The organism is Micromonospora sp. NPDC048835, assembly GCF_040649995.1.
Classification (GTDB): Bacteria; Actinomycetota; Actinomycetes; order Mycobacteriales; family Micromonosporaceae; genus Micromonospora.
In genome coordinates this window covers 74,562-89,932 of the sequence record NZ_JBEZGM010000024.1, presented here as the reverse complement: position 1 = coordinate 89,932, position 15,371 = coordinate 74,562, and the positions used below count along the sequence as shown (strand labels likewise).

Here is a 15,371-nt window from a genome sequence, read left to right as displayed (position 1 = left end):
CGGTGACTCCACAATCGGCGCTCAGTCGCCGATGAGCCGCGCGGCGACCGCGAATGGCCGAGCCAGCGGCGGCACCGACTGGCGTGAATGTCTCATCATGTTAAGGTCGGCCGAAACTTTCGATGCTGTATGAGGCTGCGATGACAGAGCACCGCCCGCTCGACCCACCCGCCTCCACCACCACCATCGCGACCATCGCCAATGATGTGGGCGTCTCGGTCGCCACCGTGTCCAAGGTCCTCAACGGACGCGGCGATGTCGCCCCCGGCACCAGAGCCCGGGTGGAGGCGAGCCTCGACCGCCACCAGTACCAGCGCCGCGCCCGCCGGAGCCCGACCAGCGCCGGTCGGGTGGACCTCGTGTTCCACGAGTTCGACACGGGTTGGGCGATGGAGATCCTGCGGGGCGTCGAGGCGGTAACCACCGCGGCCGGCATCGGGTTGTCGATCGCGCAGCTCGACGGCGCGCACCGCCCACCAGCCCGATGGCTGGAGGCGTTGCTCGCCGACCGACCCCTGGGTGTGGTGTTCGTCCTCTCCCACCTGGCCGATGCCCAACAGCAGCACCTGCGCCGGCAGGGCATACCGTTCGTGGTCGTCGACACCGACAGCGCGACGTCGGCCTCCGTCCCCACCGTCGGGTCGAACAACTGGAACGGCGGCCTGCTCGCCGCTCGGCACCTGCTGGACCTGGGGCACCGACGCATCGCCATCATCTCCGGGCCACCCGACGTGCTGTGCAGCCGCGCCCGTGCCGCAGGCTTCCAGTCGGCCCACGACGAGGCCGGGATGACTGTCGACCGCGAGCTGATCCGCTACGGCAGCTTCTCCGCCGGCGCGGGGCACGCCCACGGGCTGCAACTGCTCCAGCGGCCGGACCGACCCACCGCGGTCTTCGCCGGTTCGGACATCCAGGCCATGGGAGTGCTCCGGGCCGCCCGTCAGTGCGGCCTGCGCGTACCCGAGGACCTGTCGGTGATCGGGTACGACAATCTGCCCGTCTCCGCCTGGACCGACCCGGCCCTCACCACGATCAATCAGCCGTTGCGCGACATGGCGGGCATCGCCACCCAGATGTTGCTGGACCTCACCAGGGGAAACGAGCCGGCCACAAGCCGGATCGACCTGGTGACCGAACTGGTCGTGCGGGAGAGCACCGCGCCCCCCGCCAACCCGCACTGACCCCGGCCCCTGCGAGGACCTGTGCCCCACTCCGCGTTCACCTTCGACGACCTCCAGCGGTACGCGCCCGAGGTCGCCGAGCCCGACGACTTCGACGAGTTCTGGCGCGACACGCTCGCCGAGGCGACCGCCGTGCCGGTACTCGTCGACGTCCGTCCGGAACCCACCGACCTGCGGTTGCTCGACTCCTGGGACGTCACGTTCGCCGGCTTCGGCGGTGACCCCGTACGCGCCTGGTACACCAGACCGGCCGGGGTGCGGGGGCCACTGCCGGCCGTGGTCGAGTACGCCGGCTACGGCCGCGGCCGCGGTCTGCCCCACGAACGGTTGACCTGGCCGGTCGCTGGTTACGCGCACCTGCTGATGGACAACCGGGGCCAGGCGGGGCAGTACGGTGCCGGGGACACCGCCGACCCGCACGGGGCGCCCGGCGGGCCCTCGCCGGTCACCTGGGGGATCCGCGACCCACGGGACTACCACTACCGCCGCCTGATCACCGATGGGGTCCGGGCCGTCGAGGCGGTCCGTGCGCTGCCGGGGGTCGAGCGCGACCGGGTCACCGTGCTGGGCAACAGCCAGGGCGGCGGCATTGCCCTGGCGGTGGCCGGTCTCGTCGACGACCTCAGCGCGGTGCTGACCACCGCCCCGTTCCTCTGCGACATGCGCCGGGCCGTCGCGCTCAGCGACCTCCCGCCGTACGGCGAGATCGCCAGGTACCTGGCCGTCGACCGGGAGGCTGAGGAGGCCGTGTGGCGCACCCTGTCCTATGTCGACGGGGTGAGCTTCGCACGGCGCGCCACGGCGCCTGCGCACTTCGGGGTCGGTCGACGCGACACAGTGTGCCCGCCACGAACCGCCTTCGCCGCCTACAACCACTACGGCGCCGCGAACGGGAGGCCGGTCCCACCCGAGCGGGAGATGCACGTCTACCCGTTCAACGGCCACGAGGGCGGTGAGGCTCTGCACGTCCGGCGTCAGCTCCGCTGGCTGGGCTCGGTGCTCCACCCGGCCACCTGAGGACCGATCGCCAGGTGGTCGCGCCGTGCCCGATCTGTTGCCGGTGTTAGCGATAACACGCTATGGTGCGTCCGGCGAGGTGCAGGGCACACCTCCGGCACGGCTCATCGGCCCGTCGCGGCCAAACCTCGACGGCCGGTGCCACCCTCAGCGCCACGACCACCAGTGAAGATGTCCGGGTTCTTGGTCGTTGGGCGCACCCACCTCCGCGTACCGCGTCGTGGCGGCAGACCCTCTCGCCGCTGGCCGCTGATGTCGCGCACCCCCACAGAGGAAGCCCATGCGCAGTCCAACGCTCGTCCCACCCGTCCCTCCCGCACGGACCGCAAGCGTGACGACGTCGAGGCCCCGGCGGGCCCGCCGGTGGTGGACGGCCCTGGCCGCCATCGCCGCCATGGTCGCCGCCGTGCCGATCGCGACCACTCCCGCGAGCGCGGAGTCCAACGGCGGCGTCCGCGTGATGCCGCTGGGCGACTCGATCACCGATGGTTTCAACGTTCCCGGCGGTTACCGGATCGAGTTGTGGCAGCGGTTCACGTCCGGCGGTTACCGGATCGACTTCGTCGGTTCGCAGTTCAACGGCCCGGCCAGCCTCGGCGACCACGACCACCAGGGGCACTCCGGTTGGACGATCGCCCAGATCGACGCCAACGTGGTCAACTGGTTGCGGGCCACGAACCCACGGACCGTGCTGCTGCACATCGGCACCAACGACATGTACGGCGACACGTCCGGGGCGCCGTCCCGACTGGCCACACTCGTCGACCGGATCACCAACACCGCACCGAACGCGGACGTGTTCGTCGCGACGATCATCCCGAAGTCCGGTGCGGACAACCAGGTCCGGGGCTACAACAACGCGATCCCCGGGATCGTGCAGAGCAGGGCCGCCGCCGGTAGGCGCGTCCACCTGGTCGACATGTACCGCGCCCTGACACTCAGCGACCTGGCCGACGGGGTGCACCCGAACGCCACGGGCTACCGCAAGATGGCCGCCGCCTGGTACGACGCTCTGCGTGCCGTGCCCGGAAGCATCGGCGGAGACACGCCTCCGACCACACCCCCACCCACCACCGAACCACCGACCACTCCCCCGCCGTCCGGTGCCTGCCGTGTCGCGTACACGGTAAATGCCTGGAACAGTGGTCTCACCGCGTCGGTCTCGGTGACCAACACGAGCAGCACGCCGGTCAACGGGTGGGCTCTGGCGTTCACGCTGCCCGCCGGGCAGAGCATCACCAGCGGCTGGAACGCCAGCTACTCCCCGACCAGCGGCGCGGTGACCGCCCGCAACGTCTCCTACAACGCGACGATCGCGCCGAACACCTCGGTCGACATCGGCTTCCAGGCGACCCACACCGGCAACAGTGGCCGCCCGTCCGCGTTCACCCTCAACGGCACCGCCTGCACTGTCGCCTGACGCCGCAGGTCGCTCGCGCGACCACTGCGGTCATCGCCGAGGGGACGGCCGCGGCAGAGGCCGGGCCCGCAACCCACTCCCCGGGGGTGGGTCAGCCGTCGCGATGTCGGGTCATCAATCCGTGGCGCGGTAGAGACGACTCACGGTCTCGGCGACGCAGACGGGCTTGCCGCCGCCGTCGCTCTCAACGGTGACCGTCGCGACCACCTGCACCCCGCCGCTCACCGGCGACACCTCGGCGATGGTGGCGGTGGCGCGCACGGAGGCGCCGACCCGCACCGGCGCGGGGAAACGCACCCGGTTCAGCCCGTAGTTGACCCCCATCGCCACCCCCTCGACCCGGTAGAGCCCGCCGGCCAACGCCGGCAACAGTGACAGGGTGAGGTAACCGTGTGCGATCGTCCCGCCGAACGGACCCGCCGCGGCGCGGACCGGGTCGAGATGGATCCACTGGTGGTCGTCGGTGGCGTCGGCGAAGAGGTCGACGCGGCTCTGCTCGACGCGCTGCCACGGGCCGGGCCCGAAGCTCTCACCCGTCGCGGCGGCCAGGTCTTCGAACGAGGTGAACACTCTCATGCCGGGTCTCCCTGGGGTTAGAAGGCGTTGACGCCGGTGAGCGCGCGTCCGATGAGGAGTTGCTGGATCTGGCTGGTGCCCTCGTAGAGGGTGGCGACCCGGGCGTCGCGCAGGTACTTGCCGACCGGGTACTCGTCGATGTAGCCGTACCCACCGAAAACCTGGACCGCGTTGTTGGCCGCGCGGACGGCGGCCTCACTGGCGAAGAGCTTGGCCACCGACGCCTCGGTGGCGAAGGGCTGGTCCCGGTCGATCAGGTCGGCCACCTGCCACACCAGCAGCCGGGCGGCGGCGGTGTCCACCGCGATGGCGGCGAGCAGTTGTTGGACGAGCTGGTGCCCGGCGATGGGCTTGTCGAACTGGGTCCGCTGTCCGGCGTAGCCGACCGCCGCGTCGAGGCAGCCCTGGGCGATGCCGACGCACCCGGCGGCCACCGACATCCGGCCCTTGGCGAGGGTGGCCAGGGCCAGCCGGAATCCGCCGCCCTCGGCGCCGAGGAGAGCCGTGTCGGGCATGCGGACCTCGTCGAAGCCCAACTCTCCGGTGGCCTGGCCGCGCAGGCCGAGCTTGCCGTGGATCTCCCGCCGGGTCAGCCCCGGGCTGTCGGTGGGGACCAGGAAGGCGCTGATTCCCCGGTGCCCGGGGCCGCCGGTACGGGCGAAGACCAGCGCGACGTCGGCCGTGGTGCCGTTGGTGATGAACATCTTCGTGCCGGTGAGCAGCCAGTCGGTGCCGTCGCGGACCGCGCGGGTACGCAGCGCTGCCGCGTCCGAGCCGCTGTCCGGTTCGGTCAGCGCGAAGCAGCCCAGCGCGGTGCCCTCGCAGAGCTTCGGCAGCCACTCGGCCCGCTGCTCCGCGCTCCCGTGCGCGGCGATCGACTTCGCGACCAGGCCGAGGGAGACCGAGACGATGCCACGCACCGCGGAGTCGCCCCGGCCGAGCTCCTCCAGGACCAGGCAGTACGCGAGGTGGTCGCCGCCGGAACCGCCGTCGGCCTCGGCGATGGTCAGGCCCAGGAAACCCAGGTCGCCGAGCATGCCGACGATGGCGGGGTCGACCGACTCGCGGCGGTCCCAGGTGGCCGCGTGCGGCAGCAGCTCGCGGTCGGCGAACTCGGCGGCCAGCCGGCGGACCGCCGCCTGCTCGGCGGAGAGGGTGAGGTCCATGACGCTCAAACTAGCGGCGATAGTTAAACGCGTCCAGACCGGATGGTCACCGGTCCGAGGCCAGACCGACGTGCCGTTCGGCGGTGAACGCGCGAGCCAGCTCGGTACGCGAACGGATGCCCAGCCGGTGGAACACGTTGCGCAGGTGATGGTCGACGGTACGGGTGGAGAGGAACAGCCGGGCCGCGATCTCCCGGTTGGTGGCGCCCTCGGCGACCAGCTCGGCGATCCGCAGCTGCTGGCCGGTCAGCAACCGCGCCGCCGGCAGGTCCGGCGGACCGACCGACTCGCCGGCCGCCCGCAGCTCCGTGGTCGCCTGCTCGGCCCAGCGCTCCACCCCGAGCAGACTGAACATCTCGCGCGCCTGGTGCAGGTGCGTCCGCGCGTCGCGAGGGCGTCGACTGCGACGCAGCTCCTGACCGAAGAGCAGTTCGGTGCGGGCCCGCTCGAACGTGCCGGCCTCTGCCGGGTGCAGGCGCAACGCCGCCTGGAAGGCGTGCTCCGCCTCGGCGCCGCCCCGAGGGGCGAGCAGCGCGTGGCAACGCGCGGACAGCGCCCGGCGCAGTGGGCTGGCCGTGCTGCTGGCCCACCTGTCGAACGCGGCGAGCGCGGCTGTCGCCGCCGGCCGGTGCGCCAGGTGCGCAGCCGCCTCCACCAGGTACGGGGTGGCCATCACCTGCACGAGGACCTGACCTCGGCCGGTGCCGAGTCGAGCCAGCGACGCCAGCCGGGCCGCGGCCTCGGCGTGCCGGCCGTCGACCAGGTCGAGCACCGCCAGGGCCCACGCGGCGAGCGCGTGCGGACGGCTGCCCGGGGTCGGTGTCTCGCCGATCTCGCGGATCCGCCGCAGGCTCGCGTCGCGGTCGGCCCGGATCGCGGCGAGGACGGCGAGCATGCCCAAGTGGACGTTGGCGCAGTTGACCTGGCCGGTGGCACGGGCGACGCGCAGCCCGTCACGGGACGTCTGCGCCGCCGCCTCGTGGCGACCCAACCAGTACTCGGCGACCGCCCGCAGCTCCAGGGCCCGGGACAGCATGGACAGCTCGCCGCGTTCCCGGGCCAGCTCGACGGCGCGCTCGGCGAGCCGATGGGCCGCGCCGTCCACGGCCACCAACAGGCCGGCCGCCGCGGCGCAACTGAGCGCGGTGGGGGTCGACGCCGAACCGGTCAGCCGACCGCCCAGCACCACGGCGCGGCGCAGCGCGGGGCCGGCCCGCTCATGGTCGCCGCGCAGGGTCGCCGCCACCCCGGAGATCAGCGAGCCCATGAGTTCCAGGGCCGGCGGGTCGTTCGGCCGCCGCAACGCCAGCGCCCGGCGGTCGATCTCGGCGTACCGGTGCTGGTCTCCGGCGAAGCAGACGGCCTCACCGGCCCGGACCAGCCCGCACAGCGCCAGGGCGCGGTGGGTGCCGGCCACCGTCGTGGCGGCGGTCGACAGCGTGACCGACGCGGTCGACGCGGTGCCGCAGCGCAGCTCCAACTCGCCGCGGAGCAGGTCCGCGCGTCCTCGGACGACCGGGTCGGCACCGGCGGCGCGGAGGCGGTCGAGCAGCAACCGGGCCACGTCGGGTTTCCCCCCGGCCCAGGCGTAGCGGGCGGCGGTCAGCAGACGGGCGGCGGTCAGCTTCGGGTGGTCGCTCAACTCGGCGGCCCAGCGCAGGGCCGCCGAGGCGGCGGACCAGCCGCCGGACCCGCCGACCGCAGCCTGTTCCAACTCGGCGGCGAGGACCGGGTCGGCACCCGCCGTCGCGGCGGCCCGGTGCATCGCCCGGCGGAGCCGCTGCCCGTCCGCGACAAGCACCTCGGCGAGCAGTCGGTGCGCCGCGCGGCGCACCGCGAGCGGCGCGCTGGCGACGATCATCGTGCGCACCAGGGGCTGCGGAAAGGTGACACCGCGCTGCTCGACGCGGACCAGGCCGGCGACCTCCGCCGGGGCGAGCGCCTCGACCTCGGCCCCGGCGGCCGCCGCGGCTCGGATCAGGGTGCCCGGATCGCCGTCCTCGTCGAGGGCGGCGAGCAGCAGCACCCGGCGGGTCTCCGGTGGCAACCGGTCCAGCCGGGCGCGGTACGCGCGGGCCAGCGCTCCGTCCGCCGGCGGCGCGGCCGGCAGCGACTCCTCACCCCGCCACTGCCCCGCGCTGAGCGCCTCGGCGAGGTCCACGAGCGCCTGCGGGTTGCCGCCGCCGATCGCGGCCAACGTGGCCAGGGTCGATGCGGCGGGCCTCGCCGGGAGTGCGTCGCCGCCCGTACGCTCGGCCAGCCGGTCGAGCCGGTCGGTGAGGACCGCGCTGCTGTCGTGCTCGGTCAGTGCGCGCAGTCGGTGTGTCGGTATCCCGTCGAGGTTGGCGGTGACGTCCGCGGTGAGCAGGACAGCGATGGGGATCTGCCGCACTCGGCGGGCCACGAACGCCAGCGCCTGCGCGGTCTGCGGGTCACCCCGGTCGATGTCGTCCATGGTGACCAGCAAGGGCCGGTCCCCGGCGGCGGCGGCGAGCAGCCCGAGCACCGCCATCGACAGCGTCAGTTGGCGGCCGGAGGGGCAGCCGTCCCCGGCCAGCGCACGCCGCAGCGCCTGCCGTTGCTCGGTGGGCAGGGCGGCGGCCCGGTCGAGCACCGGGTCGAGCAGACGTTGCAGGCCGGCGTACGGCAGGGCGGCCTCCCCGGCGAGCCCACCGCCGGCGAGCACGGTGCGGCCCTCGGCGTGCCGATGGGCGTGGCCGACAAGCGCGGTGCGGCCCGAACCGGGCTCTCCGCACACCAGCAGGGCACCGCCGGCGGTGGTCATGTCGTCGAGCAGGCTTCGGACAGCCCGGCACTCGTCGTCCCGGCCACGCAGCACGGTTAGTTGCACTCTTGATGCAGTAACCATGCCTGCAAGTGTTACCCATCGGAAACCGAATGGAAAGAGGGGTCGATATCGGGCCGGGCCGCAATCAGTCGGGCGCGACCTCGGCCAGCAGGGCGCCCACGGTGCGGGACATCACCGCACGGGCCTGGTCCACGCCCAGACCGAGCCCGTAGCGCAACATCGACCAGGCCTGCCACGTGCTGGCCACCACCAGGGCGTTGCGCAACTGCTCCCGCCCCTGCCCGGCCTCGGCCAGCTCGGCGGCGAACAGCTTTTCGACCTCGTCCCGGACCCGTTCGATGTGCTTGAGACGGTTGCGGTGCAGCTGGTCGGAGACCGGCTCCCGCATCTGGGCGGCCCGCGCCGACGGCGCGATGAGCTGCAGCAGCCGAGCCCGCTGCCGGCAGTACGCGTCGACCCGCTTCGCCAACGGCAGCCCCGGCGAGATCGGCCGGTGGGCGGCGTCCTGTTGGCGCAGCACCTCCGCGCCGCTGGCCTCGAAGAGCGTCTCCATGTCCTTGAAGTTGGTCCAGAGGGTGCGCAGCGAGATGCCGGCCCGCTCGGCGATGCGTTCCCCGGTCGGGCGCAGGTCACCCTCGGAGATGAGCGCGAGGTGCGCCTCGACGATGGCCGCTCGGGTCCGCTCGGCGCGGGCGGTGCGCCCGTCGACCCGGCCCGCCACATCGACCCCGTCCATCCGCCCCCGCCCCCTCACCGCCATGACGTCCCCCGACGCACCGCCGAGTCTAGACAGGCGTTGATCAGCGACCTCGGACGCTCCACCGACGCCGTCATCCGGCCCGGCCGGTCAGCGGGACGCCGCCGTCGCGGACGGTGGCCCGCCCGGTGATCGAGGCAGCGTCGTCGGTGGCCGGGAGGGCGGCCACGCCCGCCGTATGGGCCGTGGCGACCCGACCCGCAAGCCGACCCGAATCTGCATTCACGGTGCAAATATTAGGAGCGGCGATCGGCATCGGTCAACGCCTGCGTCGAACGGTCGACGGGACGGGCCGGCGGCACGCGCGCAGCCGTCCGACCGGGCGCGGTCACGCGGGACCACACCCGGCCGGACGGTGGGGTACGGGGCTCAGGAGGCGGTCGGCACCCCGTTCGCCGGCGGCACGGCCGGGCTGACGGTGTACTCGTTGACCGACCCGTCCGCCTCGTCCGTCTCGTACGCCGGGCCGAAGTAGGTCTGCTCTCCCCCGGTGACCCGGCTCAACCGCTGGCCGCCGTACCCGGAGTGGTCCTTGGCGGAGAAGCGCAGCGGCACCAGTCCGGGGCCCTGGAAGCCACCCTTCTGCACGGCGTCGACGAGCTTCTCCCGGGTCAGGTCCTTGCCGGCGGCGAGCAGCGTCTGCACGAAGAGGTAGCCGACCGACATGCCGTAGACGGTGTTGCCGTCGAACGGCGCGTCTCCGTTGTGCTCCTTGTTGATCTTCGTGAAGAGCTGGATCCACGGGTTCGCGGTGTCGTTCTGCATGGGCAGGTAGTTGGTGCCGACCATCCCCTCGAGCAGCGGCGCGGCAGCGCCGAGTTGCTTGGCCAGGGTCGGGTGGTCGGCGCCGACGTTGGAGACCAGCCACTGCGGCTTGAAGCCCAGCCGGGCCGCGGTGCCGACGGAGAGCGCGGTGAAGCCGGGCACCGTGGCGAGCACGACGACCTGGCAACCGGCCGCCTTGAACGCGCCGATCTGCGGTGCCACGTTGGTGTTGCTGGTGACGTACGTCTGCTTGACCGCCACGGCGGAGGCGCCGAGCACCTTCTCCACGCCGGCCAGGCTGTCCCGGCCGAAGTCGTCGTCCTGGCCCAGGAAGCAGACCTTCTGCCCAGCCAGGTTCGTCTTCGCGTAGGTGGCGAGAATCTTGCCCTCGACGGTGTAGTCCGGGTTGAAGCCGAAGGTGCCGGGGTACTTGTCCGGCTGGTCCCAGCTACGGCTGCCGGAGGCGACGAAGAGGTCGGGCACCCGGTTGCTCTTGAGGAAGTCGAGCACCCCGGTGTGCGTCGGCGTACCGAGACCATTGAGGACGGCGAAGACCTTGTCCTGCAGGACGAGCTGGCGTACCACCTGCTGGGTGTTCGCCGGGTTGTAGCCGTCGTCCATGATCTTGTAGGTGATCTTCCGGCCGTGCACCCCGCCGTTGGCGTTGACGTAGTCGAAGTACGCCTTCGTCGCCGGGGCGATCTTCGAGTAGCCGGCCGAGGCCGGCCCGGTCAGCGGCATGTGGGTGCCGACGGTGACCTCGGTGTCGGTGACGCCCGGCACCGACGCCCCGCCGGAGCTGGGACCGTCGTCGCCACTACAGCCGGCAGCGGTGATGAGCAGGGCGATGGTGCTGGCGATCGCGAGGCCGCGATGCGCTTTACGGTGCATGGGAGACACCGACCTTTCTCGGTCCGGTTTGCTGGGGGAACGGTGTGGTGGTGGGGCGCCCGGCCGAGGCCGGACCGAGGACAGCTCAGGAACGCCGGGTCGGCCGCCTGGCCAGCAACGCCCGGCCGAGACGCGACAGCAGACCCTGCACACCGCCGGGGGCGGCGATCATGACGACGATCAGGGTGAGTCCGAAGATCGCCAGAGGAAGGTTGCCCTCGAGCCGCTGCGCCACCGCGGGCGAGAGCGTGAGCAGCTCGGTCAGCGAGTGGGTCAGATCCGGCAGGGCGACGAGCAGGACGGCCCCCCACAGCGCGCCGGTCAGCCGACCCAGACCACCGATCACCACGGCCATCAGCAGGAACAGCGACAGGGTCAGCGAGAACGCCCCGGGGGACACGCTCTGCGCGAGCACCGCAAGCAACGCACCGCCGAGCCCGGCGGTGGCCGCGCTGACCACGAACGCGAGGACCTGGGTACGGGCCACGTGGATGCCGGCCAGGCGGGCGGCCACCTCGTCGTCACGGACCGCCCGGAAGGTACGCCCGTACCGGCTGCGGACCAGGTTCGCCAACAGCAGCAACGCGAGCAGGGTGGCCGCGCCGGTGACCCAGAGCTGCCACCGCTCGTACGGGAAGTACGCGCCGAGCGACAGCGGCGGCGGCTCCACCGGCACCGACAGCCCCTGCTCGCCGTTGAACACGCCGTCGAAGGTGACCGCCAACGCCGGCACCACCACCGCCACGGCGAGGGTGACCCCGGCCAGGTAGGGGCCGCGCAGCCGGGCCGCGGCCACACCGACCACCGCGCCGACCGCGACCGTGCTGACGATCGCCGCACCCAACGAGAGCGGCAACAGCCAGCCGCCGGTCATCCCCCGGTCGGCGAACGCGGTCTGGCACAGCGCCACCGTGTACGCCCCGGTGGCCATCAACGCGCCGTGCCCGAGCGACAGTTGTCCGTTGAGCCCGGTGAGGACGGTCAGCCCGGCGGTCGCGCAGAGGTAGGCGGCCACGGTGGCGAGCTGGAAGTTGCGGAACGGCTCGACGGCGTAGCTGACCGCCACCAGCAGCAGCCCGGCGGCCAGCACCACCGCGAGGTGACGCAGCAGGGTGGAGCCATGTCGCCGGTCCACAGGTCGGCGGCCCGGGTCGTCGAGCTGGTGTCGCGGCGGCAGGGCCGCCCTGGTGGCGCTCACACCCGCCTCGCCGCGACCGGGGCGAACAGCCCACCGGGCCGGACCAGCAGCACCGCCAGCAGCAGGACCAGCACCGCGAGCGGGGTGAGGTCACTGCCGGCGTAGCCGCTCACGTAGGAGAACAGCAACCCCACCACCAGACCGCCGACCACCGCCCCTGGTGGACTGTCCAACCCACCGACCACCGCCGCCGTGAACGCCGAGACGAACACCAGGTCCATCGCGTGCGGGTGCAGACCCAGCTCCGTCGGCAGGACCAGCATGGCGGCCAGCGCACCCACCCCGGACGCCAGCGCCCAGCCGAGGGTCAGCATGCCCCCGACGTTGACCCCGAGCAGCCGGGAGACCTCCGGGGCGAAGGCCGCCGCGCGCATCCGCAACCCCACCGGGGTACGGGCGAACATCCAGGCCAGCCCGCTGACCACCACCCCGATCGTGGCGAAGACGAACAGGTCGTACGGGGACAGCACGGCGACCCCACCCACGGTGAGGGCGGACCGGCTGAAGGGTGCCTCGGCGGGGCGGAACTCACTGCCGTACACCATGCCCAGCACGGCCTGGATCAGCAGCACCAACCCGAGCGCGACGATCACCGGGTTGAGCGGTGAGGCGTGGTCGACGTGCCGCATCACCACCCGGTCCACAAGGGCACCGAGCAGCAGGCCGGCGACGATCGCGACCACGAAGCCCAGCCAGTAGGAGCCGGTCGCGGTGCTGACGCTGTAGGCGACGTACGCGGCGGCGACGGCCATCGCCCCCTGGGCGAAGTTGACGACCCGTGCCGCCCGCCAGATGAGCACCAGGGCCAGCGCGAACGCGGCGTACACCGCGCCCCGGGACAGGCCGTCGACGGTGAGGAAGACGAAGCGGTCCAACAGTCCTCCCTCCGGGGGACGAGGTGGTGGTCAGAAACCGAGGTACGCGTGGCGCAGGTCGACGTCGTCGCGCAGCTTCGCCGCCGGAGCGGCGATCACCACCCGACCGAGGGACATCACGACGCCCTGGTCGGCGACGGCGAGCGCGCTGCGCACGTTCTGCTCGACGAGCAGGACGGTCAGGCCGGTGCGGTCACGCAGTTGGCGGAGCAGGGCCATGGTCCGGGCGACCACCCGGGGGGCCAGGCCGAGCGACGGCTCGTCCAGCAGCAGCAGACGCGGACGGCCGACCAGGGCCCGACCGAGCGCGAGCATCTGCCGCTCACCGCCGGAGAGCTGGTGACCGAGGTGCCGGCGGCGGCGGGCCAGCGGCTCGAAGAGCTGGTAGACCTCGTCGAGGGCCCGCCCCGCGTCGGCCCGGTCGCGCCGCCACAGCCCGCCCAACCGCAGGTTCTCGTCGACGGTCAGCTCACTGATCACGCCCCGACCCTCCGGGACGTGCGCCATGCCGCGTCGCACGAGCTGCTCCACCGGCGTACCGCGAAGGTCCTCCCCGGCCAGCAGGACCTGGCCGGCGGCCGGGCGGATCATGCCGGAGAGCGCGCGCAGGAGGGTGGTCTTGCCGGCGCCGTTGGCGCCGACGACCGCGGCGATGGTGCTGGCCGGGACGGTGAGGTCGATGGCCCGCAGCACCGGCGCGGCACCGTAACCGGCGACCAACCCCCGCACGACGAGCAGGTCGGAAGCGCTCACGCTGAGCCACCTCGCGACTGCGGGGCTCGCAAACCCGGCTCACTCCTCGCGCTCACGGGGACACCTCTTCTTCGACGGCGGCACCGAGGTACGCGTCGGTGACCGCGGGGTCGTCCCGGATCTCGTCCGGGGTGCCGGCGGCGATGACCCGGCCGAAGTCGAGCACCACGATCTCGTCGCAGACCGCCATCACCAGGTCCATGTGGTGCTCGACCAGGAGCACGGCGCAGGGGTCGGTGTCCCGCCGGGGCAGTTGGCGGACCAACTCCGCCAGCTCGGCGATGTCGTCGGCCCCGAGGCCACCGGCCGGCTCGTCGAGCAGCAGCAGCCGGGGGCGGGCGGCGAGCGCGCGGGCCAGGGCGACCCGCTGGCGTACGGCGAAGGGCAGGGTGGTCGGGGCGGCGTCGGCGTGCTCGGCGATGCCCAGCTCGTCGAGGATGGCCAGGGCCTCAGCCCGGAGCCGGCGCTCGTCGCGGTCGCTCGCCGGCAGCCCGAGCAACGCCGGGACGAAGCCGGCGCGGGCGGTGTGCGACGCGCCGGTCATCACGTTCTCCAGCACGCTCAGCCCGGCGAAGAGCCCGGTGCCCTGCAGGGTCCGGGCGATGCCGAGCCGGGTCAGCCGGTGCGGCCGTGGCCGCAGCGGCCGGCCGTCGAGGGTGAGCGAACCCGTCTGCGGCGCGACGAAGCCGCAGATCACGTTGAACAGCGTGGTCTTGCCGGCGCCGTTGGGCCCGATGACGCCCACCACCTGTTGGGGTGGGACCCGCAGGGACACGTCGTCGAGGGCGGTGAGGCCGCCGAAACGGACGCCGATGTGGTGCAGTTCGAGGCCGCGCTCCATCACCCATCCCTCTGTCGTGGCGGGTGTTTATTTACACTCGCAGTGTACGTTTCTCGGGTTTGGCGTCAAGACCTTCAATGCCCCTTCACGCACGTGGGCGGGGCGGCCGCCAGTGGCGACCGCCCCGGTGACCGCCGTCAGGCGCTGGGACAGGTGTTGCGGTACTCCTGGATGGCCGAGCCGCTCGGGCCGGGGCAGAGGAACTGCTCGTAGCGGGTGTCGTCGTCGACGAACCGCTTCAGCCAGGCCACCATCTGCCGGGCGGTCGGCGTGTTCGTGGTCTGCGGGAAGAAGTGGCTCGCCCCGTTCAGCTCCAGGTACGCCTTCTCGGCCGAGGACGGGATGCTGTTGTAGAACGGCACCGAGTGCGTCGCGACCGGCGCGACGCTGTCACTCTCGCCACCGATGATCAGCGTGGGAACCCGTAGCTCGGACCAGCTCTTGTCGGTGTTCCACGGTGCCAGCGGCACCGCGGCCTGCAACGAGGGCCGCGACGAGGCCGCCTCCAGGCTGCCCCCGCCACCCATCGAGTGGCCGGCGACCGCGAGTCGACTGCTGTCGATCCGGGTCCGCACCGAGCTGCGCTGGGTGAGGTAGTCGAGCGCGGCGAGCAGCTGCCGACCCCGGCTGTCCGGCTGGTCCAGCCGGGTGTTGGTCTCGATGCCGATCACCACGAATCCGTGCGAGGCGATGCGCGGTCCGAGCCAGCTGATGCTGGACCAGGCCGCCGTGTAGCCGGGCGAGATGGCGATGGCGCCGAAGGTGCCCTCGCTGGTGCTGGTCGGGTAGTAGATGACGCCGCCGCCGAAGCCGGTGACGCTCAGCGAGGACACGCTCTGCGACGCCGTGGCGAACGGTCCGCGACTGGCCTCCAGGATCGAGGTGGTCGGGGCGGGGCCGCGCTCGTAGGGACCGGCGGCCTGGGCGGCGCTTGACGATCCGGCCAGGGCGCCACCGGCGGCCAGGACGGCGGCCAGCGCGAGCCGGGTGGCACGGCCTGCGACGGAACGGTGACGGGTGGTGGTTGGTGAGGACACGTCGGGCACTCCCTAAAGTCGAGGGATATCGACGTGTGTAAGTTTTGGCTGCTCCGCCGTTCCTGGCATCGGCGAAATCACCAGT

The 15,371-nt window shown here is 72.5% G+C and carries 14 protein-coding genes; 3 read left to right on the top strand and 11 right to left on the bottom strand.

The window, feature by feature from the left end; genetic code table 11:
- The first annotated feature begins 140 nt into the window (after positions 1 to 140).
- The 3 genes from AB0C15_RS25140 (at position 141) to AB0C15_RS25130 (ending at position 3,618) form a co-directional block, all read left to right on the top strand.
- Positions 141 to 1,181: a LacI family DNA-binding transcriptional regulator gene (locus tag AB0C15_RS25140; RefSeq protein ID WP_357355789.1), complete on the top strand. Its 1,041-nt coding sequence runs from the start codon at positions 141 to 143 to the stop codon at positions 1,179 to 1,181.
- A gap of 21 nt (positions 1,182 to 1,202) precedes the next feature.
- Positions 1,203 to 2,198 carry an acetylxylan esterase gene (locus tag AB0C15_RS25135; RefSeq protein ID WP_357355787.1) on the top strand — a complete coding sequence of 332 codons (996 nt, stop codon included), beginning with the start codon at positions 1,203 to 1,205 and terminating at the stop codon, positions 2,196 to 2,198.
- Positions 2,199 to 2,529: 331 nt separating this feature from the next.
- Complete coding sequence (locus AB0C15_RS25130; protein WP_357355785.1) at positions 2,530 to 3,618, top strand: cellulose binding domain-containing protein; 1,089 nt, start codon at positions 2,530 to 2,532, stop codon at positions 3,616 to 3,618.
- Positions 3,619 to 3,732: 114 nt separating this feature from the next.
- Here AB0C15_RS25130 and AB0C15_RS25125 read toward each other — a convergent pair whose 3' ends face one another.
- The 11 genes from AB0C15_RS25125 to AB0C15_RS25075 form a co-directional block, all read right to left on the bottom strand.
- A complete protein-coding gene (locus tag AB0C15_RS25125) occupies positions 3,733 to 4,194 on the bottom strand; it encodes a MaoC family dehydratase (RefSeq protein WP_357355783.1) in 462 nt (153 codons plus the stop codon).
- A 17-nt stretch (positions 4,195 to 4,211) separates the two neighbouring features.
- Positions 4,212 to 5,360, bottom strand: a complete 1,149-nt coding sequence (locus AB0C15_RS25120) for an acyl-CoA dehydrogenase family protein (RefSeq protein ID WP_357355781.1) — start codon at positions 5,358 to 5,360, stop codon at positions 4,212 to 4,214.
- Positions 5,361 to 5,406: 46 nt separating this feature from the next.
- Positions 5,407 to 8,229 carry a LuxR family transcriptional regulator gene (locus AB0C15_RS25115; RefSeq protein WP_357355778.1) on the bottom strand — a complete coding sequence of 941 codons (2,823 nt, stop codon included), beginning with the start codon at positions 8,227 to 8,229 and terminating at the stop codon, positions 5,407 to 5,409.
- 64 nt (positions 8,230 to 8,293) lie between these two features.
- The gene (locus AB0C15_RS25110; protein ID WP_357355776.1) at positions 8,294 to 8,905 is read right to left on the bottom strand and encodes a TetR/AcrR family transcriptional regulator; all 612 of its coding nucleotides are present in this window, start codon (positions 8,903 to 8,905) and stop codon (positions 8,294 to 8,296) included.
- 94 nt (positions 8,906 to 8,999) lie between these two features.
- Positions 9,000 to 9,152, bottom strand: coding sequence for a hypothetical protein (locus tag AB0C15_RS25105; protein ID WP_357355774.1), 153 nt, complete (start codon positions 9,150 to 9,152; stop codon positions 9,000 to 9,002).
- A gap of 143 nt (positions 9,153 to 9,295) precedes the next feature.
- A complete protein-coding gene (locus AB0C15_RS25100; protein WP_357355772.1) occupies positions 9,296 to 10,582 on the bottom strand; it encodes an ABC transporter substrate-binding protein in 1,287 nt (428 codons plus the stop codon).
- An 85-nt stretch (positions 10,583 to 10,667) separates the two neighbouring features.
- Entirely contained in the window at positions 10,668 to 11,780 is a 1,113-nt protein-coding gene (locus tag AB0C15_RS25095; RefSeq protein WP_357355770.1) for a branched-chain amino acid ABC transporter permease, read from the bottom strand.
- Positions 11,777 to 12,655, bottom strand: a complete 879-nt coding sequence (locus AB0C15_RS25090) for a branched-chain amino acid ABC transporter permease (protein ID WP_357355768.1) — start codon at positions 12,653 to 12,655, stop codon at positions 11,777 to 11,779. The genes AB0C15_RS25095 and AB0C15_RS25090 overlap by 4 nt, the downstream gene beginning before the upstream one ends.
- Before the next feature lie 30 nt (positions 12,656 to 12,685).
- On the bottom strand, positions 12,686 to 13,408 hold the full coding sequence (locus AB0C15_RS25085; RefSeq protein WP_357355766.1) for an ABC transporter ATP-binding protein: 723 nt from the start codon (positions 13,406 to 13,408) through the stop codon (positions 12,686 to 12,688).
- Between the two features lie 52 nt (positions 13,409 to 13,460).
- On the bottom strand, positions 13,461 to 14,249 hold the full coding sequence (locus tag AB0C15_RS25080; protein ID WP_357355764.1) for an ATP-binding cassette domain-containing protein: 789 nt from the start codon (positions 14,247 to 14,249) through the stop codon (positions 13,461 to 13,463).
- 137 nt (positions 14,250 to 14,386) lie between these two features.
- A complete protein-coding gene (locus tag AB0C15_RS25075; protein WP_357355762.1) occupies positions 14,387 to 15,286 on the bottom strand; it encodes an alpha/beta hydrolase in 900 nt (299 codons plus the stop codon).
- Between the last annotated feature and the right edge of the window lie 85 nt (positions 15,287 to 15,371).

What these genes read in the sequence shown, in the direction of transcription:
- AB0C15_RS25140 (WP_357355789.1), top strand. Translation starts at nt 141, where the DNA reads ATGACAGAGCACCGCCCGCTCGACCCACCCGCCTCCACCACCACCATC.
- AB0C15_RS25125 (WP_357355783.1), bottom strand. Translation starts at nt 4,194, where the DNA reads ATGAGAGTGTTCACCTCGTTCGAAGACCTGGCCGCCGCGACGGGTGAG.
- AB0C15_RS25120 (WP_357355781.1), bottom strand. Translation starts at nt 5,360, where the DNA reads ATGGACCTCACCCTCTCCGCCGAGCAGGCGGCGGTCCGCCGGCTGGCC.
- AB0C15_RS25115 (WP_357355778.1), bottom strand. Translation starts at nt 8,229, where the DNA reads ATGGTTACTGCATCAAGAGTGCAACTAACCGTGCTGCGTGGCCGGGAC.
- AB0C15_RS25110 (WP_357355776.1), bottom strand. Translation starts at nt 8,905, where the DNA reads ATGGACGGGGTCGATGTGGCGGGCCGGGTCGACGGGCGCACCGCCCGC.
- AB0C15_RS25100 (WP_357355772.1), bottom strand. Translation starts at nt 10,582, where the DNA reads ATGCACCGTAAAGCGCATCGCGGCCTCGCGATCGCCAGCACCATCGCC.
- AB0C15_RS25080 (WP_357355764.1), bottom strand. Translation starts at nt 14,249, where the DNA reads ATGGAGCGCGGCCTCGAACTGCACCACATCGGCGTCCGTTTCGGCGGC.